We start from the raw sequence: 24,846 nt of genomic DNA, 5'->3' as shown, positions 1-24,846 counted from the left end.
CGCATAGGGAATACTATAATGGGATTAAAAGGCTAGTGCATACAAACTTTTATCTTGGTTTTCATCTTTGTTATCAGAAAATTGTTTTGAGATTCGATCGAGCGTTTTTTTATCCCAGAGCATCTTGTAATGTCCTGTATTTTCGATAAAATGAAGTTCTGATTTAGGCCATTGGTTGTAGATAGCTATAGAATTGGCTTTTGGTATGATCTTGTCATTAGTGTCATGAATCAAGAGCAATCGATTATACCTGATTTTCTTGTGAAATGAATCAGCACTAATGCCTTCTAATGGCTCGTGTAAGAGATTTTCTGCTTTATGGCAAAGCTGATTAAGTGCCTTTTTGCTCAGCTTGATGAAACTGGCATAGTCCTCAAAAATTTGTGTGATCTTGTTTGGGCTAGTTAAGAATATTAATTGGTCTACCTTATGTGTAGTTTTCGATAGCGCATATGCTGTTACGGCAGAACCAAAGGAATGAGACACGATAGAGAATGGCTGTTTTGGATTCAAATGATTAATTACTTCCAGTAGCACTTCTTTGCATATTTTAATATTGGCTTTTTTGAGTTTGGAAAAACCGTGAGCAGGAAGGTTGAATAGAATAACATGATGTCCAGCTTCGGCTAATTTCAGGCCAATAGCAGACATACTTGCTGCATTAGATTCCCAGCCATGGACCAGTAGCACTAGTTGTCCATCTGGATTGCCTAATTCATAACATTGAATATCCTCCAGGTAATGCTTGATTTTAAACATTTTAGCTACTCTAAAGAACGCCATTTCTTTCTGACGTATTTTTTTATTTAATGGTCTTTGAAATAATTCGAAAGCCTGATTGCCGGCCATTCGCGGAGCGATTGCTGAAGCAATTTTGAAATAGGTTTGGATAAGTTTAATCATGGTTTTTCTGTTTAATTAATATACCAATCGGTATATTTAAGTTCAAATTTTTTTTATACTATCATTTCATTATCGATCATTTGATCCACATGCGCCATCATTTCTGAAAGATGATTTTCATCTTTCAGCATGCTGGTGATGAATATACCACCCTGGATTTGCGCATAGATTTTATTGGCGTATTTCGCTGAATCAAGAGTTGGTTTTATAGTCCCTTCCTTTTTCCCATCTTCAATGATGTTGGCAATGTTGTTTATAAGTTTATTCATGACCTCTACCACTCTTTTGTACAATGTATTATTGTGGTTAAGTGAATCGATACCCACATTCATCATAGGGCATCCGCCATGTAACTTTTCGGCAGCATAGTATTTTCGAAAAAAACGGGTGATCTCTTTGAGTCTGGTTAAGCCGTCAGCATCCATGGTCATCTTGTCTGTCAAAATTGCCATGGCTCGTCTGATATTATAGTTGAAGGCTTGGAGCGCCAAGTCTTCTTTGTCTTTGAAATTGCCATAAATAGCACCTTTCGTGAGGCCAGTGGCTGCTGTGATCGCTGACATACTGGTGCCGGTATAGCCGTGCTTGTTAAAGTAGGGTCCTACCTTTTCCAATATAAATTGTGTTGTTTTTTCGGCTTTTGTCAGCATAACAATGCAATGATAATCAAAATTTCTTAAAATATACCGATTGGTATAAAATATTTTTAATTCATGACTTTCTCTCAAAAGCCCGCACCGTCTAAGAAATGTCACATTGAGGCTCTCGAAATGCCTGCCTATGTCTAGCAGCAAGGCTTCGAGTACCTCAGCCTGACAATTCATGGGGCTTTTGAGGCAATTTTATAAGCTTTAGCTATTCAGCTTCTCTGCATATTGTTCAAACAACTTTGCAAATTCACTACTCCGCTCTGAATATCCTTGTCGGTGATACATGACGGCCAGTTTTCTCAGTGTATATAAACTTCTCCTGGTATGCAATGAACCCAAATCCTTAGTCTTCACGGCAAAGTCTAATTTGTTTTGAGACTGACCTGCCAAAGTATCTGCAATGTGATTGGCTGTAGATAGATCACCCAAAGTCAAAAGGATGTTCGTAGTTTCCAAATGGGAAAGATCGTAAGGAGCCAGTCGCTGAGGAAAAACTTCCAGTGCATAGGCTATCGTTTCTTTCGCTTTTTCCACATGACCCGTATCTAGCAGCACTCGAGCCAGTTCATTATATTGGTGACGCTGATTCATCAACATGCTTCGGTAATAATCCGAGTAATAAGGAGCGTCTTCTTTGTAGTCGCGCCATAGCCCGTTAGTGACCAATCGATCATACATTTTCTTTTCATCTACTAGCAAGCTGTCGTCGTCTGGATTGATCAAAGGCAGCAACTGATAGGCGCTGCCTTCCTGAACTACATTTTTTTTAAAGTCGAAATTTACACTATTCAAAGAGGTGAAGTTGAAATAGATCGGTCGTTTCCAGGCATTCGAATCAATCAGGTCGAGGATCAGGAGATCCTTTTTTTCCAGTGCTTTGCCTTTGAGTTTAATTTCCAGTTTATTGGTCATTAGGTCATGAAATCGTTCGGGTACCTTGCTTTTTACCGCCGCCAAATCCGAGTGAATATAAAAACTATCAGAGGGCGTTGTGTTCAATTCTCCAAAACCTGTGCTGGCTCGTAGTGCTTTGCTTTCTTTTTCTATCAGGCCTAGATACTGTTTAGCGCTGATCGCACCATTGATCTTTGAATTTTTTACTAAAGGTAAATAGTCATTTAGCCCGCCCGACTTGTAATTTTCTTTTGATAGTGCCAAGGGCAAGGCTTCCGATTCATTCACCTTTCTATACATCTGATTGACGTACCAATCAGCATTGGCATAGCTCATCACAATCACACGCACATCAGTTCTGAATCCTTCCACTTCTTGAACATACCAGAGCGGGTAAGTGTCGTTGTCACCACCCGTAAATAGAATGGCATTTTCGTCGCACGAAGCCAACATGGTCTTGGCCTGATCTATACTGAGGTAACGGTCACTTCTGTCATGATCATCGAAGTTTTCAAACAACAAAATACCAGGAATGACTAGGGCAGTCAATGATGCTAATCTTAAGGAATGATTGACTGATAGTTTAGGTATGGATTTGAACACCTGAAATAGACTGATCACTCCAAGTCCGATCCAAATACAAAAGGCGTAATATGAACCTACATAGATGTAGTCTCTTTCCCTTGGTTCAACAGGTGGCGCATTGATATAAACGACAATGGCCAGGCCCGTCATAATAAACAGCATGCCGGTGACGTACAATTGTTTTCGGTCAGACCTGAATAGCAGAATCAAGCCAGCAATCCCTAAAAATAGAGGAAGCATGTAGTAATTATTCCGTGCTTGATCTTTGGCCAGGTAATCTGGCCACTGCTCAAATGAATCTGCCAGTCCCAGCCAACTGGCTCCTTCAATGCCATTAGCTTTTCCTGCAAAGTTCCAAAGCAAATAGCGCACATACATGTGACCGATTTGGTGTGAGAGCATAAAACCAATATTGTCTGCAAAGGACGGTTTTTCGCCTTTCTTCAAGCCAGTCATCCTGCGATAAGCAGGTGCATGCTGTGGCATCATACTGCTATGCATGCGAGGCAAAAACATTTGATCCTCATTTCGGTAGATGTACTCCATTTTATGATCTTTTACCTCATAGCGACCTTCTCCCATCTCGTAGTACGCTTTGCCTTGTTTTTGATCTATCGGACTAGCATCAAAGTGCTTTCCGTACAGCAAAGGACGGGTGCCATACTGCTCCATATTGAGATAATAAATCAGTCCGAGTAGATTGTTAGGGTTGTTCTGATTGATCGGAGGGTTGTTGTCTGCTCTCACCATTACCAAAGTATAAGAAGAATATCCAATCATAATAAAGCCAAGTGCGAGAACCAGTGTGTTGGCATTCACCCAAACTCTCTTTTGCGTATAACCAATAGCATAAATCCATCCACCTATGAATAGGGCCAAAAGCGTAAATGCTCCGGAACCAAAGGGTAGACCAAAATTATTCACGAAGAGCACTTCCAAACTCTTGGCCAGGTTGGCACCCGATACTAGACCGTATAAAATGCCTACCAGAATTAAGCAGGATAGTGCGAGTGCAGCTGTACCTTCCCAGATGGAGTGTTTTTTATATTTTTTGAAATAATATACCAAACCCAAAGCTGGTATAGCCAATAGGTTGAGTAGGTGCACACCTACTGACAGCCCCATCAGATAGGCTATCAAGATCAGCCAACGGTTTTGATCTGCTGTTTCTTCTTTTTTTTCCCATTTCAAAATGGCCCAAAAGACCAACGCAGTCAAAAAGATGGAAAATGCATAAACCTCAGTTTCTGTGGCTGATGTCCAAAACGAATCTGAAAATGCAAATGATAAAGCACCTACTACACCACTGGCTATCAAGAGACCAGGCGAAGTTTCTTTCGATACTTTTTTTATCAATTTTTCCGCGATCATCACGATGCTCCAATACAAAAGCATCACAGCCAAACCACTGGTCACCGCACTCAAGCTATTCAAAGCAAAGGCCACGGACTGCACTTCTCCCAGCGCCATCATACTCCATAGTCGGCCTATTAGTAGAAACAACGGAGCCCCTGGTGGATGTGGGATTTCCAACTTATAACTGGCGGCGATAAACTCCCCGCTGTCCCAATACGAGGCGGTAGATTCTAAAGTGACCAGGTAGAGGACTGTACTACCTAAAAACAGCAGCCAGCCAATGAGATTGTTGGTTTTGTTGAAGTTCATAGTCGAGTGGTTTGGGGAATTTTATTTGTTATTAAGCATTTCTTGTATGGTTGCTAGATGATGATCGTCGTGCTCGGCTACGAAGTAGGCCAGGTCCACCAATTTCATCGGTTGATCAAGTCTGGGGTGTTTGGATTCATTTTGTAGTTGATCTGAGGTGCAAGCACGGAGTTCTGCAATCATTTTTTCACGTTGTGCAGTGAAATCCGCAATGAGCTCCTTCACTTTTTTGTCGTCGTGAGCGGCTTCCTCGGTTTTACGGTTAGATAAGTCTGCTGCTTTGAGATGAGGCTCTCCCACTTTGATCTGCTTGATGCGCTCCAGCCATAGCGGTTCCAAATCACCAAGGTGTCCGATCTGTTTTTTAATAGACCATTTGTTGTTGGCGGTGGATTGCAGATAGGCGCTACCACTATTGTGGAGCTTGTGCTCGATTCGTAGACCGGTGCCTTCCAGCCTTTCGATAATGTCTAATAAGAGCGAGCTGTCTGCGATGGTTTCAAATGTTCTATCAAACCATTTTGTTCTTGTGATCATAAGTTCTTGGTTGTACTCCCTTCCTAATCGTAAGAATCAGGACTTTGGTTTCAGAATTTGGTGGTTTTATCGCAAGAGTTAGTGGCCTTCTATTGTACTCAGTCTTTGTACTTCAGGCAAAAAGTTCTATTATTGAGAAGTAGCTCTTATTATAGGTGCCGGTGCTTTTATTTGTTTAAATGCATGTACATATATATAAGAAATAAGTGTAACTCGTTACACTTACATAAATGTTAGCTATAATGAAATATTTAAAGATCCATTGGAACGAATTTACTTTTGATGAAGATTGGGGGAAGTCAATTTGGTATTTGGAAATAGGAGAAGACAACTATGTAAAACGTCAAGTAGAAGTCTTTGAAAATTCTAATAGAATCAAATTTGATGAAAGCCATTGGAGTGATTCATACGGAAGCCTTGGTGACCAACCAGTAAAAATTGAAGAATTAAACGGAGTTGAAATGGATGCTGCTGACTTTGAATCCGAATGGGTTATAAAGTCTCTTAATATGGATTAGTATTTATCAACAGAATGATTGGTATCACAAAAAAAGATTACTGGCTGAAATGGGAAATTTCCGAACTAATTGATGACCTCAAATTGGTTGAAAAAATTATTGATAAAAAGTACGGGAAGGAAAGTTTTAACCATTCGGAACAAGGAGATGCTCATGCGGATTTGATTGGTGTAATCGATGAAATTGAATATGGGAATAGAAAGGACTTATTAGGAATATATGAACTATTCTGTATCAACAAGAAATTACCCCAACTGATCGGTGAAGAAGGGAGATCAAAGGTGAATAGAATAATAGGTAGAGTTACTAAATGGAAGAAATACAATAGCTAACATCATACATCAATTCATGCTACTAGGTGCTAGAGGAAAGATTTGAGTTTACTCCAGCCCCGCTGAATCTGCGATTCAGCCCATGAGAATTGAAAAGGTATGTACTGAATCCCAGATTCAGCTATATTGCATCCGAAACTTAACCAAATAACAAACGCACGAATGATGTATCGGCGTTGTATTGAATAACTTTCATTTCGTAGTATTGGCCTAAATATTTTTCAGCAGAATCGGAGATGGATTGAATTTAGAAACCAGGGGTAGCCTGGTTTTCAAGTCTTAGCGGTGAGACCGTGCAAGTAGGGACTACTTGTAGACGTGTCGAAACGTCTCAAAGACTTGATGAAGTTAGCCTATTCCAAGGACAATATCCGTTATTAAACGTTTGTAATCGGATAACTGGAAAAGAACTTCAATCCATCGTTTTATTATTTGCTCTGCTGCCTACCCTCAACAGATGATACCGTGCCGTAATCGATCCATTGAGTTTAGTAAAAATATTAGAGGCCTTGCTGGAAGGAGAAATGCAAGTCACTACGTTTTTTTCTGTCATTACTTATACTGCCGTAACGTAAATTTAAAGCGCTATAGAAACGCAGAAAAAATCTCAACACAACAATCGGTAAATTCAATGATCTTAAGAGGAATTTTCAAGCCAAGGCATATTATGAAAACCCTCTTCGTTTTTCAAAACACCAGATCATATATATTTACCTCAACATTAGCAAGTATCACTCTAACGTGACTCTTCCTTTAATTTCGGAGGACGAATCAGATTCATACTAATTATTATAATTATCCCACAAACAAGAGACGAATAATCCAACCATTGAGCCTCTGCATAATTTGTTACAATATACAGTATTGCCATAATCCATAGGACGTAATTTTGGATCCAAGTTTTCGTCTTAAAAAGAATAACATAGGGCATACTAATCAATATGAGATAAAGGCTGGTCAGGTGAAAAATAAACGATCTGTTTCGAAGAAAAACTTGTTCAAAATCATATGATTCTGGCGGATCTATTTCTGGAAATAAAAGCTTTGCGATCATTAACAAACAAACACCTGGTACAATGCCCAATGCAAATTTCCAAAAATTCCAAACTTTAATTTTCTTGAAATAAAACATTCTAATAACGATATCCATTGTCCCAATGTATCCAATAAAAACAACCAGAGAATGCAAGGGATAAAACTGTGTATTTGACCAACCATTCAACGCGTAAGCTAGACCTAGAGTCAATTCACTCATTGTTACTACTTGAAACAAGACAAGGAATGCAGAGAGGTATTCAAAAGGCTTCATCAATCTAAGATGGATTAATATTAAGCCAAATCAAAACACTTGCTAACAAACGATATGGATGCATTCCTCTAGATTCCAGTTTGAAAGTGATCTGCAAATCTGCTACTTTAGAAGGAATTAATTGAGTCCAGAGGCACAGCGTCATATCTGGTCGTTAAGAAACACCCTTCCAATTTTAAAGGCAAAATTTCAGCCCTTGCTGGTGCACTCATAGACAAGCAAGTTACTTTTTTGATTTTCTATTTATCTTCGAATACTTAATCCTTTTAATTATTTATGACTCGGGATATCATCGACATCAACGACTTCACCATTTTGGTAGAAACAGGTGAAGCAGAAAAGCCTACGGTGGACGCCTGCCTGTTTGATGAGTCGGTCATCGCGGTAGCTTTTTACGGATCTGGCGATGTAGATCTTAAGGTGAAGTATGGGAAAGCTGAAAAGCATTTCAGTCATACCAAAGGACTAGTACTTTCATTTTATGCAGACGATGTGGTGGAATTTGTTCATACCGTATCAGCCAACAAACCACTCGAATGCTTGGTAGTTGCCACTTCTATGAACAGCATAGATAATCTCCCTGAGTTGGAAGGGGAGCTTTTTGGTGAAATGCTCAATCAGCTGGTACATCCCAAGGATCATTATGTGGAAGGGCCCAGCTTTTTTATGACACCGGAGATGCAGTCTCTTGTGGATCAGGTGTTTCATTCCAGGTTTGAGGGCAAGGCTAAAATGATGTTTTTTAGAAGTCAGATCAATACCCTTTTGGCACATTTTTTTGGAGAGCTGTCTTTGCTCACAGATGAAACCATACCTACTGGTGAAAGAGAAAAGCTAGAACAGGCCAGGGATATACTTATCAACAACCTGGAGCACCCGCCCAGTTTATCCGAGCTGTCTAAAGAAATTGGACTCAATACCTTCAAGCTCAAAAAGAATTTCAAAGCCGTCTTTGGAGTTCCGGTATTTAAGTACCTTCAAAATGAAAGACTCACTACAGCCAATGAATTGATTCGCTCGAATCAAATGACTATTCAGGAAGCCGCTTGGCATGTGGGCTATGACAGTCTCAGCTCTTTTTCCAATGCCTTTTCCAAGAAATTCGGATTTCGTCCGAGCGAAATAAAGGGATAATCCTTTTCGAACAAATCGTACTCCTTTTCAAACAAATCAATCGATAGGATTGGCTACAGCTTTGTCTCATCAACAAAAAGACAAAGCAATGAAAACAATCAAAGCAATCATTATCGCAGTGTTAATCTGGGTGGTAGGGGTGAGCTTCTTTACACTCTCTTATTACCTACCAGTGCTTGAGGACTTGGAACTTCAAGCCAATCTAACGCTTGCGACCATTTTAATTCCAACCGTTTGGTTGGGAACGCATCTGTACTACCAATGGAGTGGATCTAGACATGGGCTAAAAGTAGGCATTATCATAGTAAGTACTTTGATTTTGATGGATGCCCTGTTCACGGTGCCCTATTTCATCATTCCTTATGGCGGTAGCTACCAAGAGTTTTTTGGAGCGATCACCTTCTGGCTGATCGCTATGGAATGTCTGCTGGTCATTCTACTCTACTGGAACACGAACATCAATTCAAAAACAATTAATCAATAAAACTATGGACAACATATTAGTTATCGGAGGAACCGGTAAGACCGGACGCAAAGTCGTAGAACGACTCAAAAAAATCGGACACAAGGTGCGAATTGGCTCTCGAAATGCAGAGCCTGCATTCGATTGGGAAAACGCTGAAACCTGGGCGACAGCCCTGAGGGGTATGGATAAAGTGTATATCACCTTTCAGCCAGATCTGGCAGTTCCTGGGGCATTGGATGCCATTGAAGGCTTGACCAAAATGGCGGCACAAGCCAGAGTGAAAAAACTGGTCCTTCTTTCGGGCAAAGGGGAGCGTGAAGCAGAACTGTGTGAACAGGTGGTGATTCACTCCGGACTGGATTATACCATCGTGCGAGCCAGTTGGTTTATGCAAAATTTTAGTGAGAGTTTCTTTCTGGACCCTATATTGGAAGGGCATGTGGCCTTGCCTAAGCCGGAAGCGATGGTGCCTTATGTGAACACAGACGATATCGCGGATGTGGTTGTGGAGGCTCTGCTAGACCATAATCACAATGGCCAGATCTATGAACTGACAGGCCCTCGATTGATGACATTTGAGCAGGTAATTCAAGAGATAGCCCAAGTGAGTGGGAGAGAGATTTCGTTTGCTGCGGTTGAATTAGAAGATTATATCAAATTTCTGGAGCAGGCCGGTGTGCCTGAGGATTATGTTTGGCTCATCAATTACCTGTTTGCCAATGTGCTTGATGCCAAAGGCAATGATGTGGTGACTGGTGATGTAGAAAAGGTACTGGGCAGGCCACCCCAAGACTTTTCTGAATACGCCAGAGAAACTCAGCAAACGGGCGTTTGGAATCCTGAAAGGAAGGAAACGGCATAAACTTGCCTATGTGCTGATATAGTGCCGCAGTAGAGGATCTCTGCTGTGGCACTTTTTGTTTTGATTTCATTCCGATATTGCGAGGAGAACCATGTATTGATAAAAGAAAGGAGCGACGTGGCAATCCCTCAAGGACCTTTGCCACCACTGGTCTTTGATCCCAAGCTAAAAAGTCTTATTCTTGGGTAACAGCTCTTTTTTAGAAAAATCAAAAATTTAAAAATTGTGGTATTGATGCAGTGCGGGTATAGTGCATATGCACTATACCCGAATGTTGTGCTTCATCATGACCAACCATTAGGCAATGATAAAATTCTTTAGAAAAATTAGACAAAAACTGCTCTCTGAAAATAACTTAAGTAAGTATCTTTTTTATGTATTTGGAGAAATCTTCCTTGTTGTTATTGGAATTTTGATTGCTCTCCAAATTAACAATTGGAATGACGAACGCAAAAACCGAAATAAAGAATACAAGTTATTAACTGAAATGCATGGAAACCTCAAAACGGATTCCATTGATATGGCAGGTAATATTGCACGTAACACAAGTGTACTTATATCTGCTGAAGCAATTCAAAACCAACTTGAAAACAGAATAACTTGGAATGACTCTATGGCCGTACACTATAGTCATTTAAATACATACCTAAGTAAAATAGCAATTGTGAGATCGAGTTATGAAAATCTTAAATCAATTGGCTTTGATCTAATTGAAAATGACAGTCTTCGTGGTAAAATACATGAATTGTATGCACAACAATATCCCTTCGTAGTTCGAATGGAGTCAGAACATATAGAAGAAATGAAATATTCTATATTATTACCTCAACTGATATCGAAAGTAAAGCGCATTGATGAGCGGAAATCAAAACCATTGGATTTAAATGCACTCATGAATGATAATTCATTCAAAGAAACAATTAATTTGTACATTCTAACTCAAAAAGGGTTTATTGGCCTATATCAGAATTTACAACAATTGCAGTATGAATTGATTGGGATGATTGAACAAGAAATCAAGATTAAAAAATAACGCAATCACAACCATAGAAATGAAACTTGACTCAGGTTCAGTCACTACGCTTCATATACCAGATCGTCACCCACCCAACTCCTCCCATTTAGGAATATCTTGATCTTCTTTTTCTTTCAATTGAACGACTTGTTCAGTAGGAGCTTTGTCGAAGTTGCTGGGATGCATGCAGCTGCTGGACTGGGTAGTGTCTGCTTTGCCGCCCAGGATGATCATATAGCCCAGAATCGAAAGTCCCAGAATGGATAAAATGATGGCGAATGTTTTCATGTTTTTTTAGGTTTAGTATGAATCAGTATCTATCAAATGTTTTGCCAGAGCTAAAAAAGAGTCAGTCTGTCAGTTATGAAAACAAAAAGTCCTCCCGATAATCATCGAGAAGACTTCCTTACTATTCACTAAAATCTATCAGTTTCCTGATAATACCTTTAATTATCCTTCATTTCCTTTGGTTCGTGTCCTCACGAAATATTATCCTTCATCGCCCTTAGTTCGTGTCCTCATGAAAAATTATCTTTCATCTGCCCTTGGTTCGTGTCCCCACGAACCTTTTAATCGATAGTTTTTCGCAAAGACACAACCCATAAACAGTTAACTGTCTTTGACTTTGAGGTTGAGCAGCCCGGCAATGACAAAGGCCACACCACTGGTGACTAATGCAAATACGGGATTGCCGCCATAAAGATACTTGACTAGTGGACCGCCAATCAGTGCATTCACGATTTGTGGAATCACAATAAAGAAATTGAAGATACCCATGTATACCCCCATCTTATACGCCGGAATTGATCCTACTAGCATGGCATAGGGCATGGCCAGAATGCTGGCCCAGGCAAAGCCTATGAGCACCATGGAACCAATCAAATGCATGGGGTTGGCAATGAAAAATATACTGATTAATCCCAATCCACCTAAAACAAGCGAGAGCGTGTGTGTTGATTTTCTTCCGATCTTTTCAGCTATAGCTGGGAGGAAAAAAGCATATATGGCAGAAACACCATTGTACACCCCAAACAGAATACCGACCCAGTCGCCGGCATCTTGATACAACTTGGAGGAAGTGTCACTCAGCGGTAAGCCATACACATGATGGGCAATGGCAGGGGTGGCGTACACCCACATCCCAAACAGCCCAAACCAGGAAAAGAACTGCACCCAGCTCAATTGTCGCATGGTGAAAGGCATGTTTTTGAAATCGGTGAAGATATGGAGTAGGCTTTCTTCTTTAGGAGCGTCATGCGGAGCATCGTTGAAAGACGCCAATTCCTCAGGCGTATATTCTTTGGTGGTAAGGATGGTGACAATGATACTACCCACCAATATTCCTGCACCGATGACAAAGGACAGAATAAGGTTGAGCGGTACCTGGCCGACTACCGTTTCGTTGGATACGCCAAACCAGTTGGTAAGGGTGTATGGCATCCATGATCCTACTACCGCACCGATTCCAATAAGCACCGTTTGAATGCTGAACCCAAGCGTTCGTTGATCGGCTGGCATCATATCCGCCACCAAGGCACGAAAGGGTTCCATGGCAATGTTGAAGGCTGCGTCCATGACCATGAGCATGCCGGCTCCGATCCACAGGGCAGGGAAGATGGCGGTGAGCGCTCCGGCGTTGGGCATGGCGATCAGTCCTACAGCTGAAATCAAAGGCGCCGGTCAGGAAGAAGGGCTTTCTTCTACCCATTCGGGTCCAGGTTTTATCGCTATAGTGTCCAACAATCGGCTGTACGATCAGTCCCATCAGAGGAGCTACAATCCAAAACCAGGATAGCTCTTCTACGTCAGCACCAAAGATTTGTAGGATTCTACTCGCGTTAGCACTTTGCAGGGCGAACCCCATCTGGATGCCCAGGAATCCAAAACTTAGATTCCATACTTCCCAAAAGCTCAGTCGTCTCTTTTCCATCAATTGTTATTCTCAAAGATTAAATATTGCCACGGCTTCATGACGATCGGTTGGTCTGCTGCCAGGGTAAAAGATGCCTGAGAAAACCGATCCGTATAGGTGCCTGCCACTGACGCATCTGTCAGGTTAAACGTTTGTTCCGCGTCAGACATATTGATCAATCCGATGACCTGATTCCCACCCTTTTTTCTACTGAAGGCATAAATCCACTCGTCGTTGTTGATGCGTTTGGGTGTGCCGCCGTAGCCTCCATTCCAAAGGGCTTCGTTGTCCTTTTTCATTTGCACCAATTCCTTGTAAAAAGGAGTGAGCTTATTTGGGTCGTCCCACTGGATGGTATCTTTTTCGAAGAATAGCAGTCGTTTATCCAAACCTACTTCCTGGCCACTATAGATCATCGGGAAGCCATAGGCCGTAAAGATAAAGGTAGCAAAGGCCTGATGTCCCTCGCCATATCTTTCGAAGACCGTACCCGCCCATGAGTTTTCGTCATGATTGGTAGTGATCGTCATTCGGAATGGGTTTTTCCCGTTATTTGGCCAGGTCTTTATTGGATGAACTTATCGATATCATGCGCAGTTTTTTCTTCTTTTCCGCCACGTCCTCCGTCAAGTGCAAAAGCTCCCAGGAATAAGAGGCATGGAAAGCTGGTATGAAGTCTGTGGTTCATCCCATTCTGCCAGCCAAAAGAGATCTTTTAGCGGGTCAAGGGCGGCAGTAGCTTCTTCCCAGAAGTATAGCGGAATCTCATGCGCGGCATGATCACACCTGAAGCCGTCAATATCCGTTTCGGTGACCCAAAATTTCATTTCTTCGATCATACTTTTTCTGGTGCCTTCATTGGTGTGATCGAGGAGGGCGATGTCATTCCAATCGGCTTCGTAGGTGATGTTGCCCAAACTGTCCTTGGCATAATATTCCGGATTGGACTTAATCCATGGATGATCCCAGGCCGTATGGTTTGGCACCCAATCCAAAATGATCGTCATGTCCAGGTCGTGGACTTCATTCACTAAAGCCTTGAAGTCATCCAGTGTACCAAATTCAGGATTAACCGTAGAGTAATTAGAAATGGAGTAATAACTACCCAGTGACCCTTTTCTATTCTCCTGGCCAATCGGCTGTACCGGCATGATCCAGAGCATCTCTACCCCAAGTTCTTTCAAGCGGGGCAGGTGCTTCATAAAGGCTTTGATGGTACCCTCTGGCGTGTACTGACGGATGTTGACTTCATAAATGGTCATGTCCGCTGCTCGTTCAGGAAATGTAATGCTTGACTCCTTCGTTTTTTGTTCTGAAGGCTCGCAGGCAAATAGAAAACATAACGAGGCCAGAAATATGATTGCTAATAATTGAATTCTTGTCATTAGTTCTTAGGGTATAGGCTAATTGCTACTCCACCGCCGGCAGCCAATTTCATATCTAAAATGGTAGCTTTGGTCACTTCCATTTCGCTGATTTGATAGGAAGTAGGGTTGTCTATATAGTGACAATCTTCTCCGTCCGCATATATCGTCGCTTGGTAAGTCACATCATCTTTTAAGAAATCTAACGGCAATTTAAACGCTCTTGGGTTCTCATCAGTAATACTACCAACAAACCAGTTGTCCGTGTTGCGTTCCTGACGAGCAATGGTCACAAAATCTCCTATTCTCCCATCAATGACTTTCGTGGTTTCCCAATCTGTAGGCACCGCTTTGATGTACTCAAAGGCAGGATGTCCTTCGTAGTTTTCAGGTAAGTCGTTCGCCATCATCATGGGTGCATATATGATGGTATAAAGTGCCAGTTCTTTTCCGATCGTGGTTTTCACCTGATCCGGTGTGGTTTTGAGTAAGATGTCGAACACTCCCGGTGTGTAATCGAAAGGCCCAGATAAAGATCGTGTAAAAGGAATCGTCACTACGTGATCTGTAGGGCTTCCACCCATAGCATTGTACTCCTGACCTTTGGCGCCTTCGCGAGAGACCATGTTAGGCCAGGTTCTACGCTTACCCGTGTCTTTGATCGGCTCATGCGCTACGATCATCGTTTTGTGCTTAGCGCCCATTTCTATCACCCGCTGAAAGTGCTGGACGAAGTATTGTCCGTGGTGATAGAATCCATTGGGAAGTGTATCTCCATTTTCTACATAGCCCGTTTTTACGGCTTTCATGCCGTGGTCTTCTAGAAACTGATAAGCCTCTTCTAGCTGCTCGTCGTAGTTTTCGGTGTCCGCGCCGGTCTCATGATGGCCGATGATGTAAACGCCTTTGTCGGCCGCGTACTTGCTTAGGAATTCAATATCGTAGTCTGGGTATGGCTTTGAAAATTCGAACTTGGTGCCACCGCCCATCCAGTTGCCATCCCAGCCGTAGTTCCAGCCTTCTACCAGCACACCTGAAAAACCATTAGCTGCAGCGAAGTCGATGTATTTCTTCACGTTTTCGGTATTGGCGGCATGTTTAGGCCCCTGATGCCAGGTACCCACACCAATGAACATTTCCCACCATACACCGATGTATTTGCCTGGTTTGATCCAAGAGGTGTCTTCTATTTTGCTTGGTTCGTTCAGATTCAAAATCATGTAATTGGTGATCAGATCGCCAGGTGTTTCACCCACTTGAATCGTTCTCCATGGTGTAGAGAATGGAGCCTTTAAATAAGCTTTAACCGGATTGGTTTTGCTGTAAGGGATCAGATCACATTTGAGCTTGGTGCCGCCTGAGTTTTTCACCACCATACTTGGATAGTCGTACAATGCCGCTTCATGCAAATGGAAATACAGGCCGTTTTTGGCTTCGATCGTCAATGGTGTGTGAACCATGTCGAATTTGGATACTGGCGCCTTATGATACAGGTATTCGTATCTATTGCCAGCATAGGCCGGGATAGACCAAGCGTCGTGATCAGCACTCATGTTGAATTCAGTCAACTCATCCATGATTTCAAACTCTCCAAGTTTTTCTTGCTCAGGGAATTCATATCTGAATCCTATGCCGTTGTCGAACAAACGAAAGATGACATTCAGTTTGATTTGATCGGCATTGACCAATTCAATTTTTAATTCGTTATAGTTGTTGCTGATCAATCTTTGCTCTCCCCAGGGCTGTTCCCAGGTTTCGTCGAAGGTGGCAGTCTGTGCGTTGACCAACTCAAACCCATTGCTCAAGCTAATATCATTACCTAGTTCAAAACCCAGCCTTGAGCTGTCTACAATTACCTTATCTCCATAATTGGTCAGGTAGCCAGGAACTCCATCTTCAGTCAGATAAAATTGCATCGAAAGCTTTCCCTTTGGAGACGAAAACGATGTTTTGTTCTGTTTTTTATCCGAGGCACATCCTATTAAATGGAGTGTGAGAGCAAGTAGTAATATTCTTTTCATAAGTATGGAGAAATCCTTATTTCCAATTGATTGAAAATTCGTTGTTTATAAGTTTGAAAGTAGTGTAGGCCAGGTCTTTGATTTTATAATCTTTGTGAAGATCCGTAGCAATCGGATCAAAATTTGACAAGGGAGAAATAAAATGATAATCCTCATGATCGATAGCTAAGGAGTTTAGCTCATCAGTTACAAAACCATGAAAATAGAGTTTCACTTCTTTGAATGCACTCTGGAAAGTTCCTTGAGTAGACCCAAAAGTGAGCTTGTTTTTATCCGGCTGATAAGAAATGCTACGTTTGTAATACTCGCCAGATTCAAAAGCATACGAATCGCCATCATCTTCGTAATAGACGTAGCTATTCGATTCTTCGCCTTTGTACAAGTGAATCTCCAATTGCTCGTTTGGTGTTTCCTGATTGCTATAGACTTGCGATTGCACCGGAATGATAGCAGAAGCTTTAGTGAACACCGGTAGTTTTTCCATCGGACATTCTACCAGCGTCTCATTGTTTCCTTCATATTTTTCATCAGTAAACAGATCGTACCATTCCCCTTGTGGGAAGTATATTTTTTCTATTTCTTTTTCACTTGATACAGGAGCTACAAGAATGGACCCTCCAAAAAGGAATTCATTTTCATACGCCGTTTTGTATATGTTGTCATCGAAAGTATAGTCTATGGCCAACGAGCGATTTACCGGTGTGCCGGTCTCACTAGCTTCTTGAAAAGCTGAATAAATATACGGCATCAATCTGTAACGAAGACTGATATAATTTCTTGAGATTTCTTCAGTGTGCTCCCCATGTGTCCAAGGTTCACTGGACTTTGTATTTACATTGGAGTGGCCTCTAAAGAAAGGTGTAAAGGCTGCCATAGAGATCCATCGGGCAAATAGGTTTTCGGAAGCATTGCCAATAAAACCACCGGCATCGAAACCAGCGAACGGAACGCCCGACAGTCCCATGCTATTCAGCATCCTCATACCGAGCAGCATGTGCTCGTCTGAGGCAACGTTGTCACCAGTCCAAACGGCGGCATATTTTTGTATGCCTGCAAAACCTGCACGGGTCAGGTTAAAAGGTCTTTTTCCGTTTAAATTTTCTTTGGCTCCCTCCCAGGTGCTTTTGGCCATCATTAGACCATAGATGTTTCTGGCGTTTCTGGTTGTTCCTTTCGCGCCGTCGAAGTCAAATTCAATCAATTCAGGTAGGGATTGTCCCCAAGTGGCTATCTCATTCATGTCATTCCAGAACCCTTCAATACCCAAATCGCTGTACGACTGCAATTGCTCGGTCCACCAGTTTCTGGTCTCCGGCTTGGTGAAATCAGGGAAGTGACACCATCCCGGCCATACTTCTCCTTCATAATTGGTGCCATCAGGATACTTGATGAATACGTCTTTGTCCAAACCGTCTTCATAAGTAGCATATCCTTCTTCTACTTTGATCCCCGGATCACACATCACCACTACTTTAAAACCTAGATCTTTTAATTTATTGATCATGGTTTCGGGACAAGGAAACCTTTCTTTATCCCAGGTGAATATTTTGTATTTCTCCATGTAATGGATGTCTAGAACAATTACATCCGCAGGAATTTCTTTGTCTCTAAAGTTCTGGGCCGTGTTGAGTACTTCGGCTTCTGGATAATAGCTGTATCTGCATTGCTGGTAACCCAACGACCATTTTGGGGGTAAACTCATTTTTCCCGTAAGTCGACTGTACGCACCTATGATTTCATTCACAGAATCGTAATGCATGAAGAAGTAGTCCATGTCGCCGGCATCTGCCGAGAAGCTGGAGAATCGATTGTTGGACGCACCGAAGTTGAAGTGCGTCTTGTATGAGTTGTTAAGATAGATGCCGTAGGCCATGTTGTTGTGGATTCCCATATAAAATGGGATGGAACAGTATAACGGGTCTGTATTTGTACCATATCCGAAATGATCGGTGTTCCAGTTTTGAAATCCGTGGCCTTTTTTGTTGAGTGGACCAGTTTTTTCACCTAGTCCAATAAATTTTTCATCAGGTTGTAGTTTTTTGTAGGTAGTGACTTGTTCCCCAATCCAGGAAGTGCCAAAAGAGGAGTCGTCTTCATTTATGATCTCACCTTTCTCATTTCTGAAAACAAGACGAAATGGTGCTTTCATGATAGAAACCTCGACCTTGCCTGTAGATATGACAATACTGTCTTCCTTCTCAAGATAGTCAATGGACTTTTGGTTGAGATTATTATCTAAGGCGTAATGAAAATTATCAAACTTCTCCTTTCTAGAAATCCTAACCCGAATCATTCCTTCTTCATATACTTCCAGGCATATGTTTTTGAATTCGGTTCGACCATAGAAACCGAAGGTGTCCAGTTGATAAGATAATAACGACCCTCGAATATGAGACTCGCTAGAGGTTATGTTTTTTCTCTCTTCAACAATCATAAAGCAATTATATCTTCAATAAGTGCTTGCAAGATGTTTTTTCAAAGAGTTCGAAATGTTTAAAAAGCTCTTAAAGCTAGTTCTGATCGTTAGTTATTTACAAATTATTTCTTGAGTCTAAAGCAGAGAAAGGCTTGATTTGGGCTTGTTTTGAGGGTTTTTGCTCTGTTTCAATCGTTTGCAGAGAAAATGAAAAAAATTAAGGACGTTTGGAAGATTTTCTGATGATGAGGTCGGTTTTTAGTACCTGACGGATCGGTTGTTCTCGCAGCTCCTTGTCTTGAAGTTCAGCGATGAGTCGTTTGGCTGCTGCCCTGCCCATGTCTACCCCAGGTTGAGATACTGTGGTGAGTTGTGGCTCTATGAGTGAAGAAAACTGCCAGTTGCTAAATCCAACAATAGCGATGTCTTTAGGAATTTCTAGCCCAGCTTCTTTTATTGCTTTCATTGCTCCGTAAGCTGCGGTGTCGTTAGTACAGAATACAGCATCAGGAGGTTCAGGAAGGTCTAAAAGTCTTTGCATGGCATGAAATCCCTCTTCCAGTGTCCCTCGAAAACAAGGTAGAATGTAGTTGGGGTTTACTTTCATGTTATTCTTCTTTAGGGTATCCTGATAGCCTTTTTTTCGCTCTGCACCAATAGTGAGATTGTCTGGTCCTGCTAGATGGGCAATGCGTTGACTCTTTTGGTTGATCAAATGCTGAGTAGCCATGGCTGCTCCATCATAGTCATCTACCACAATTTTACTGACGTGCAACTCATCTGTTTCTCGATCAAAAAGCACAACAGGTATCTTTTTTGCCACTTCCTGAAAGTGCTCAAAATTTTGAGTTTCCTTGGAAAAAGATACGATTAGGCCATCTATCCGCTGATTGAGCAATGCCTTGGTATCTTTGACTTCACGTTCGAAGGATTCGCTCGTTTGGCAAAACATGACCGTGTAACCGGCCTTGTAAGCTACTTCTTCAATGCCTGAAATGACCGTTGAAAAGAAGAAATGAACGATTTCTGGAATAATGACCCCGATCGTATTGGTTTTTTGACTTCGAAGATTTTGGGCCACTACATTAGGTTCGTAGTTTAATTGTTTGGCCAGATCATTGACTTCTTTTTTCGTTTCCGGGCTGATATCTGGGTGATCATTTAAAGCACGAGATACTGTAGAAGGGGATACGCCTAATGCTTTGGCTAAATCCTTAATGGTAACTTGACTACTTTTCATTCTCTAATGCTTTATTTTTGTAGCTGACCTTTCTAAACTGCTGGTTTCTTTAATCAGCCACACCTAGACCATACTCGATACTTATAAAGTATGATATGAAATTTTGTACTTTGGAGTTAAACCTAAAGTATAAAACAACAATTCCCAATATCCTGTCTGGACATTTAGACTTTATAGAGTGGAAAAGTAAAACATTTACCATCAACCTACAAGAATTAGAATTGAGTTAATTATTGTAATAATACAATATTGCAAAGAGTGATTGTGGAATAATCTATAATTCAAGCTAAATCAAATAATTCTTGAGGCGGTAAAAAAAAGTCTAAAAAAAAATGGCTTCCGAAATCGTTTGCGGAATCGTTTGCATGCGAAATAGCTTGAAAAAAACTGTGAATATGAGTTGTAATCTATGTTTTTAGGTTTATTATTGAATATGCAAGGTCGAGTAAAAATGGATCGAATTATTGAAATATACATCTTTAATCATCTCCAGAATCGATTCTGCAATAAGTTGACATTAATTAATTATTAGTGCTGTTGTAAGGTGTTTTTTTCGAAGTGGACGAAGTGTTCAAAAAGCAAATCTTAGAAAAGTACAATTAACAAAACTTGTAATTAATTAAAATTTTAGATTATGAAAAAATTTAACTCTTGGCTGACGTACTTGATGTCGGCACTTTTGATCGTAGCGTTTACCGCATGTGATGACAGTGAAGACGATATCGATTTGGGAGATGGTTCAGATGGTATCTCTGTAGGTGATGGGTATTACATTACAGAGGCTGATGCAGATCCCGTATCAACTAGCAAATTAGTCGCAGAAAATGTAGAGGATGGATTTGGTTCTATCGAAAGAGAAAATTACTATGCTGGCTACGTTTACCTAACAGCAGGAAACTACAATTTGGTGAATGTAGTAGAAAGGGAAATTACAGAAACACTGGGTGGTACTGCATCTGCAGAAATATTTGATGCAGAAAATTGTGAAGATTTTGATTACAGTTTGATTGCAGCAGAAAAAGATGGAGCAGCATTTGCCGTAGCAGCAGATGGGTTATATAAAGTAACTTATGATGTGACCACAAGTGAGATCTTAGTGGCAGGACTTTCAAAGGCTAGTTTGATCGGTGCAGCTACAGAAATTGGCTGGGCAGGCGGTAGTACTGTTGATTTAGATGGAACTGTTTCTGCAGCTTCAGGTGCTTGGCAGGGAACGGAAATCATTCTTAGAGAAGGAGAATTCAAGTTAAGATTTGATTGTAACTGGAAGATTGATAGAACCGAATACATTGTGTTTACCAATTTTGGCGCAGATGCTGATGCTCCTGTGAGTGGTGCTAATGTAAACTTGACTACAGGAAACGATGGTGGAAATATCAAAGTTTCGGCAAAAGGTGGCACTTTCCCTGATGAAGGAGCTTATACCATTGATGTGGCATGGAGCGCAGAAAATGGTTTTGCAATGTCATTGACTAGAACTGGAGATGCTCCAGAGGTTGCTTTTGATCCTGAAGATTATGCGTGGGGTATTATCGGAAGTGCTACGCAAGGAACAACTGATGGTGAAAACCCAACTGATGGATGGGGTAATGATAAAAAATTCTACTACAAAAAGGATGGAGCTAAGCATATCTGGAGAGGTGTATTCCCACTAGAAGCTGAGGATGCTGAAGCTGTAGAATTCAAATTTAGAACTGATGATGCCTGGAGCAATAAGTTGACTCCTGGAACGGAAGGTCTTACTATGACAATTACCGATAACACTGAAGATGGATCAATCTCAGATAATGGTGCTGAAGAGGCTGACGGTTCTTGGTTTGTAGATGCCAATCCTGGCTTCTATTATTTCGAAATTGCCACAGAGGACGATGGTGAAAACTGGACTTTGCTCATGGATGAAGCGTCTTTCGGTATTATCGGTGCAGCCACTCCTGGAGGATGGGATGCAGATACTGATTTAGCTTACAGTGATGATCTAGCTTCTGCTTCAGCTACCATGAATATGGTTGATGGCGAATTGAAATTCAGAGTGAATGATGCTTGGGACTATGGTCTTGGTGGAACAGATCTTACTGCTTTGAAATTTGATGTTCCGGATAACTATGCATACACTGGTGCTGGATCGAAAGTAGTGACCATTACTACAGCGAATGGTGGAGAGAGTTACTCTGCTACTATCGAGTAATATTTCAATAAAGAATTAACACCATGGGAGTGTTATTGAATACACTCTCATGGTTTAATATTCAAATGCTTATCCGATATCAAATGAAATATTATTTCATAGCCATTTTTATGGTCTTTGTACACATGGCCCTGGGACAAAAGGTCGACATTGAACCATCAATTTCACCAGAATTTTTCTCTGCAGAAGAGGAAATTACAATTACCTATAACGTGTCAGGAACTGCAATGAACAATTGGAGTGAGGCATGGCTCTGGGCATGGCTTCCTTCACAAACAGGCATTATACCTCCATCAAATATCAATCCTGCTTCGAGTGATGAAGCTTCCACTGATCTTGCTAAAATGACAAGTTCTACTGTTGATGGCAAGAAATACTTAAGTATCAAGATTAAGTTGACGGATTTTTTTGGGACTAGTGCTGGAAATATTGAATCTGTAGGCTTTTTGATTAAAGGAAACGATTGGTCTGAGGGTCAAACTGAAGATTATATTACTTCCGTAACCAACGGGTTTACATTAAAATTCGCTGAACCTACAGGGACATTTGATTTTTATGAATCTGGTTCCATTATCAATATTAAAGTAAAAACCTCTGAGCTGGCTGATATTCAATTGTATCTGGATGATAATCTATTGACATCAGTTAATAACCAAACAGAACTGAATTTTGAACATGCTATTGAAGAGGATGGCGAAGTGCATCAATTGAAGGCATCCGCTCAAACTGATTCTGACAGCGAAGAGATTACATACTCTTATTCCATGGAACCCAATACTCCGGAGGTTTCACTTCCTTTAAATGTGGAAAATGGAATCAACTATGTCAATGGTACAACCGCAGTTTTGGTTCTGGAAGCACCAAACAAAAACAATGTGTTTCTAATTGGTGACTTCAATGATTGGACTATCAATAATGATTATTTGATGAACAAAGATGGTGATCAATTTTGGATTGAATTGGACAACCTTGAATCAGGTAAGGAGTACCGTTTTCAGTATTTAGTGGATGGTGATTTGAGGATTGCAGATCCGTATGCACATAAAATTAGTTCACCCTATGACGATCCTCAAATTGTTGAGGAAAACAGATATCCTGGGTTGCAGGCTTATCCAACTGGTAAAACGACAGAAGCAATTAGTTTTCTACAAACCAATCAAAGTGAGTTTGATTGGCAATCCGACGAATTTACAAGGCCAGCCAATGAGGACTTAATAATTTATGAACTGCTTATTCGAGATTTTACAGATCAGAGGAGCTATCAAGGAGTTATAGATAAGTTAGATTATTTGGCAGACTTGGGAGTTAATGCTATACAGCTATTGCCAGTGATGGAGTTCGAAGGGAATTTGAGTTGGGGTTACAATCCTTCTTTTAAGCTATCTGCAGATAAGTATTACGGCACTGAAGTGCAACTGAAAAAATTGATAGATAAGGCACATGAAAAAGGAATGGCCGTGATTTTGGATATAGTTTTGAATCATGCATTTGGTCGAAGTCCTCTAGTAAGACTCGACAATGATGACGTATTTGGTCCTCCAACATCCAAGAACCCTTGGCTGAATCGGGTAGCGAAACATGAATATAACGTTGGATATGATTTTAACCATGAAAGTCAATATACCAAGGATTACGTCGACAGAGTCAATGAGTTTTGGATTGAAGAATACCATATAGATGGGTATCGATTCGATTTGTCAAAGGGTTTCACACAGAACAATACCTTAGGTAGTGTAGACAACTGGGGGAAGTATGATGCTTCTAGAGTGGCTTTGTTGAAACGTATGGCTGATAATATTTGGAATTTGGATGATGATGCATATATCATCTTAGAGCATTTAGCAGAAAATTCCGAAGAAAAAGAGTTAGCAGATTATGGCATGATGCTTTGGGGCAATATGAAAGATGCTTATGTCTCTTTGGCCAAAGGAAATTCATCATCGATCAACTGGTTGTATCATGAGGAGAGAAATTGGAATGATCCACATGTCGTTGGTTATATGGAGAGTCATGATGAAGAGAGACAAATTTATGAGGTCATGAAGTCTGGAACTAAATCATTGGCATATACTCTTAGTCGTGCACAACTTAATGCTGCATTCTTTTTTACAGTCCCAGGACCAAAAATGTTATGGCAATTTGGCGAATTTGGATATGACGAAGAGTTGAACAATGACCGCTTAGGAATAAAGCCAACACATTGGGAATATCTAGAAGACGATGATAGAAGAAAACTCTTTGCAGTCTATAAATCTTTAATCTCTTTGAGAACAAAAACGGATTATATAGATGAGCAATATTTTTCCTGGCAAGCAAGCGCTGGAAATGTTAAGCATATAGCCATTGATCATCCAGAAGTAAAATTTCGAATCGTTGGTAATTTCAGTAAAGAAGATAAAAGCCTCAATCCAAACACGGGTGGAGATGGTATATGGTATGATTATTTCACCTGTGAAGCAATAGAAATTTCTGATTGGGCAAATTATGAAATGAATGTATCTGCAGGTCAATTTTATATATTGACTTCTGTAGTCATTGATAACTACATTGAAGAAGACGTACGGATTCTCTCGGTAGAAAATAAAAAATCCACAGGTATGAATATTTACCCGAACCCAACTGAAGGCAGCGTGAGAGTAGAGTCATCGTACGGATGGAAACAAATTAGAATTCTCGACTTAGAAGGGCGAGTCATTTGGGATGATCAAATGCAATCCGTTGAGTATAGAAGAGAATTGAATTTAGATTTTTTAGACAGAGGTGCATACCTCCTAGAATTAAAGACAGCTGAAGGGAAAAAAACCGGCAGATTTGTCAAACGTTGATCAATAGAAAAAG

At 40.9% G+C, this 24,846-nt stretch carries 20 protein-coding genes; 8 read left to right on the top strand and 12 right to left on the bottom strand.

The window, feature by feature from the left end; all coding sequences use genetic code 11:
- Positions 1–24: 24 nt before the first annotated feature.
- From ACOQO5_RS01400 to ACOQO5_RS01385, 4 genes are all read right to left on the bottom strand, one after another.
- Positions 25–903, bottom strand: a complete 879-nt coding sequence (locus tag ACOQO5_RS01400) for an alpha/beta fold hydrolase (protein WP_420579890.1) — start codon at positions 901–903, stop codon at positions 25–27.
- A 53-nt stretch (positions 904–956) separates the two neighbouring features.
- Positions 957–1,517: a TetR/AcrR family transcriptional regulator gene (locus tag ACOQO5_RS01395; RefSeq protein WP_420579889.1), complete on the bottom strand. Its 561-nt coding sequence runs from the start codon at positions 1,515–1,517 to the stop codon at positions 957–959.
- A 237-nt stretch (positions 1,518–1,754) separates the two neighbouring features.
- On the bottom strand, positions 1,755–4,697 hold the full coding sequence (locus tag ACOQO5_RS01390) for a protein O-mannosyl-transferase family (protein ID WP_420579888.1): 2,943 nt from the start codon (positions 4,695–4,697) through the stop codon (positions 1,755–1,757).
- Positions 4,698–4,718: 21 nt separating this feature from the next.
- The gene (locus ACOQO5_RS01385) at positions 4,719–5,234 is read right to left on the bottom strand and encodes a DinB family protein (RefSeq protein WP_420579887.1); all 516 of its coding nucleotides are present in this window, start codon (positions 5,232–5,234) and stop codon (positions 4,719–4,721) included.
- A gap of 242 nt (positions 5,235–5,476) precedes the next feature.
- On the opposite strand from ACOQO5_RS01385, the gene ACOQO5_RS01380 reads away from it, so the two are divergent.
- Together ACOQO5_RS01380 and ACOQO5_RS01375 are read left to right on the top strand one after the other, a co-directional pair.
- A complete protein-coding gene (locus ACOQO5_RS01380; RefSeq protein ID WP_420579886.1) occupies positions 5,477–5,752 on the top strand; it encodes a hypothetical protein in 276 nt (91 codons plus the stop codon).
- Positions 5,753–5,766: 14 nt separating this feature from the next.
- On the top strand, positions 5,767–6,084 hold the full coding sequence (locus ACOQO5_RS01375) for a hypothetical protein (protein WP_420579885.1): 318 nt from the start codon (positions 5,767–5,769) through the stop codon (positions 6,082–6,084).
- 736 nt (positions 6,085–6,820) lie between these two features.
- On the opposite strand, the gene ACOQO5_RS01370 is transcribed toward ACOQO5_RS01375, so the two are convergent.
- On the bottom strand, positions 6,821–7,393 hold the full coding sequence (locus ACOQO5_RS01370; RefSeq protein ID WP_420579884.1) for a hypothetical protein: 573 nt from the start codon (positions 7,391–7,393) through the stop codon (positions 6,821–6,823).
- Positions 7,394–7,669: 276 nt separating this feature from the next.
- Between ACOQO5_RS01370 and ACOQO5_RS01365 the strand changes: the two genes are divergently transcribed.
- From ACOQO5_RS01365 to ACOQO5_RS01350, 4 genes are all read left to right on the top strand, one after another.
- Positions 7,670–8,527, top strand: a complete 858-nt coding sequence (locus ACOQO5_RS01365; protein ID WP_420579883.1) for a helix-turn-helix domain-containing protein — start codon at positions 7,670–7,672, stop codon at positions 8,525–8,527.
- An 88-nt stretch (positions 8,528–8,615) separates the two neighbouring features.
- Positions 8,616–9,011 carry a DUF5367 family protein gene (locus ACOQO5_RS01360; protein WP_420579882.1) on the top strand — a complete coding sequence of 132 codons (396 nt, stop codon included), beginning with the start codon at positions 8,616–8,618 and terminating at the stop codon, positions 9,009–9,011.
- 4 nt (positions 9,012–9,015) lie between these two features.
- On the top strand, positions 9,016–9,855 hold the full coding sequence (locus ACOQO5_RS01355; protein ID WP_420579881.1) for an NAD(P)H-binding protein: 840 nt from the start codon (positions 9,016–9,018) through the stop codon (positions 9,853–9,855).
- Positions 9,856–10,159: 304 nt separating this feature from the next.
- Positions 10,160–10,888, top strand: coding sequence for a DUF6090 family protein (locus tag ACOQO5_RS01350; RefSeq protein WP_420579880.1), 729 nt, complete (start codon positions 10,160–10,162; stop codon positions 10,886–10,888).
- Positions 10,889–10,954: 66 nt separating this feature from the next.
- Here ACOQO5_RS01350 and ACOQO5_RS01345 read toward each other — a convergent pair whose 3' ends face one another.
- From ACOQO5_RS01345 to ACOQO5_RS01315, 7 genes are all read right to left on the bottom strand, one after another.
- On the bottom strand, positions 10,955–11,158 hold the full coding sequence (locus ACOQO5_RS01345; RefSeq protein ID WP_420579879.1) for a hypothetical protein: 204 nt from the start codon (positions 11,156–11,158) through the stop codon (positions 10,955–10,957).
- A gap of 321 nt (positions 11,159–11,479) precedes the next feature.
- Positions 11,480–12,514 carry an MFS transporter gene (locus ACOQO5_RS01340; RefSeq protein WP_420579878.1) on the bottom strand — a complete coding sequence of 345 codons (1,035 nt, stop codon included), beginning with the start codon at positions 12,512–12,514 and terminating at the stop codon, positions 11,480–11,482.
- Positions 12,515–12,799: 285 nt separating this feature from the next.
- Complete coding sequence (locus ACOQO5_RS01335) at positions 12,800–13,312, bottom strand: hypothetical protein (protein ID WP_420579877.1); 513 nt, start codon at positions 13,310–13,312, stop codon at positions 12,800–12,802.
- 96 nt (positions 13,313–13,408) lie between these two features.
- Positions 13,409–14,167: an alpha-amylase family glycosyl hydrolase gene (locus ACOQO5_RS01330; RefSeq protein WP_420579876.1), complete on the bottom strand. Its 759-nt coding sequence runs from the start codon at positions 14,165–14,167 to the stop codon at positions 13,409–13,411.
- A complete protein-coding gene (locus ACOQO5_RS01325) occupies positions 14,167–16,167 on the bottom strand; it encodes a glycoside hydrolase family 97 protein (protein ID WP_420579875.1) in 2,001 nt (666 codons plus the stop codon). Before ACOQO5_RS01325 ends, ACOQO5_RS01330 begins: the two co-directional genes overlap by 1 nt.
- Positions 16,168–16,183: 16 nt before the next feature.
- Entirely contained in the window at positions 16,184–18,601 is a 2,418-nt protein-coding gene (locus tag ACOQO5_RS01320) for a TIM-barrel domain-containing protein (protein ID WP_420579874.1), read from the bottom strand.
- Between the two features lie 199 nt (positions 18,602–18,800).
- The gene (locus ACOQO5_RS01315; RefSeq protein ID WP_420579873.1) at positions 18,801–19,823 is read right to left on the bottom strand and encodes a LacI family DNA-binding transcriptional regulator; all 1,023 of its coding nucleotides are present in this window, start codon (positions 19,821–19,823) and stop codon (positions 18,801–18,803) included.
- Between the two features lie 634 nt (positions 19,824–20,457).
- Here ACOQO5_RS01315 and ACOQO5_RS01310 point away from each other — a divergent pair.
- The gene (locus ACOQO5_RS01310; RefSeq protein WP_420579872.1) at positions 20,458–22,008 is read left to right on the top strand and encodes a hypothetical protein; all 1,551 of its coding nucleotides are present in this window, start codon (positions 20,458–20,460) and stop codon (positions 22,006–22,008) included.
- Positions 22,009–22,091: 83 nt separating this feature from the next.
- The gene (locus tag ACOQO5_RS01305; RefSeq protein ID WP_420579871.1) at positions 22,092–24,833 is read left to right on the top strand and encodes an alpha-amylase family glycosyl hydrolase; all 2,742 of its coding nucleotides are present in this window, start codon (positions 22,092–22,094) and stop codon (positions 24,831–24,833) included.
- Positions 24,834–24,846: the final 13 nt, after the last annotated feature.

It is taken from the genome of Reichenbachiella sp. (genome assembly GCF_965223055.1).
Taxonomy (GTDB): Bacteria; Bacteroidota; Bacteroidia; order Cytophagales; family Cyclobacteriaceae; genus Reichenbachiella.
Note: the sequence above shows the minus strand (reverse complement) of the source record. Positions and strands in the feature narration are given on the sequence as shown.

What these genes read in the sequence shown, in the direction of transcription:
- ACOQO5_RS01350 (WP_420579880.1), top strand. Translation starts at nt 10,160, where the DNA reads ATGATAAAATTCTTTAGAAAAATTAGACAAAAACTGCTCTCTGAAAAT.
- ACOQO5_RS01380 (WP_420579886.1), top strand. Translation starts at nt 5,477, where the DNA reads ATGAAATATTTAAAGATCCATTGGAACGAATTTACTTTTGATGAAGAT.
- ACOQO5_RS01340 (WP_420579878.1), bottom strand. Translation starts at nt 12,514, where the DNA reads ATGCCCAACGCCGGAGCGCTCACCGCCATCTTCCCTGCCCTGTGGATC.
- ACOQO5_RS01370 (WP_420579884.1), bottom strand. Translation starts at nt 7,393, where the DNA reads ATGAAGCCTTTTGAATACCTCTCTGCATTCCTTGTCTTGTTTCAAGTA.
- ACOQO5_RS01310 (WP_420579872.1), top strand. Translation starts at nt 20,458, where the DNA reads ATGAAAAAATTTAACTCTTGGCTGACGTACTTGATGTCGGCACTTTTG.
- ACOQO5_RS01330 (WP_420579876.1), bottom strand. Translation starts at nt 14,167, where the DNA reads ATGACAAGAATTCAATTATTAGCAATCATATTTCTGGCCTCGTTATGT.
- ACOQO5_RS01315 (WP_420579873.1), bottom strand. Translation starts at nt 19,823, where the DNA reads ATGAAAAGTAGTCAAGTTACCATTAAGGATTTAGCCAAAGCATTAGGC.
- ACOQO5_RS01390 (WP_420579888.1), bottom strand. Translation starts at nt 4,697, where the DNA reads ATGAACTTCAACAAAACCAACAATCTCATTGGCTGGCTGCTGTTTTTA.
- ACOQO5_RS01375 (WP_420579885.1), top strand. Translation starts at nt 5,767, where the DNA reads ATGATTGGTATCACAAAAAAAGATTACTGGCTGAAATGGGAAATTTCC.
- ACOQO5_RS01365 (WP_420579883.1), top strand. Translation starts at nt 7,670, where the DNA reads ATGACTCGGGATATCATCGACATCAACGACTTCACCATTTTGGTAGAA.
- ACOQO5_RS01305 (WP_420579871.1), top strand. Translation starts at nt 22,092, where the DNA reads ATGAAATATTATTTCATAGCCATTTTTATGGTCTTTGTACACATGGCC.
- ACOQO5_RS01320 (WP_420579874.1), bottom strand. Translation starts at nt 18,601, where the DNA reads ATGATTGTTGAAGAGAGAAAAAACATAACCTCTAGCGAGTCTCATATT.
- ACOQO5_RS01325 (WP_420579875.1), bottom strand. Translation starts at nt 16,167, where the DNA reads ATGAAAAGAATATTACTACTTGCTCTCACACTCCATTTAATAGGATGT.
- ACOQO5_RS01360 (WP_420579882.1), top strand. Translation starts at nt 8,616, where the DNA reads ATGAAAACAATCAAAGCAATCATTATCGCAGTGTTAATCTGGGTGGTA.
- ACOQO5_RS01385 (WP_420579887.1), bottom strand. Translation starts at nt 5,234, where the DNA reads ATGATCACAAGAACAAAATGGTTTGATAGAACATTTGAAACCATCGCA.
- ACOQO5_RS01345 (WP_420579879.1), bottom strand. Translation starts at nt 11,158, where the DNA reads ATGAAAACATTCGCCATCATTTTATCCATTCTGGGACTTTCGATTCTG.
- ACOQO5_RS01400 (WP_420579890.1), bottom strand. Translation starts at nt 903, where the DNA reads ATGATTAAACTTATCCAAACCTATTTCAAAATTGCTTCAGCAATCGCT.
- ACOQO5_RS01355 (WP_420579881.1), top strand. Translation starts at nt 9,016, where the DNA reads ATGGACAACATATTAGTTATCGGAGGAACCGGTAAGACCGGACGCAAA.
- ACOQO5_RS01335 (WP_420579877.1), bottom strand. Translation starts at nt 13,312, where the DNA reads ATGACGATCACTACCAATCATGACGAAAACTCATGGGCGGGTACGGTC.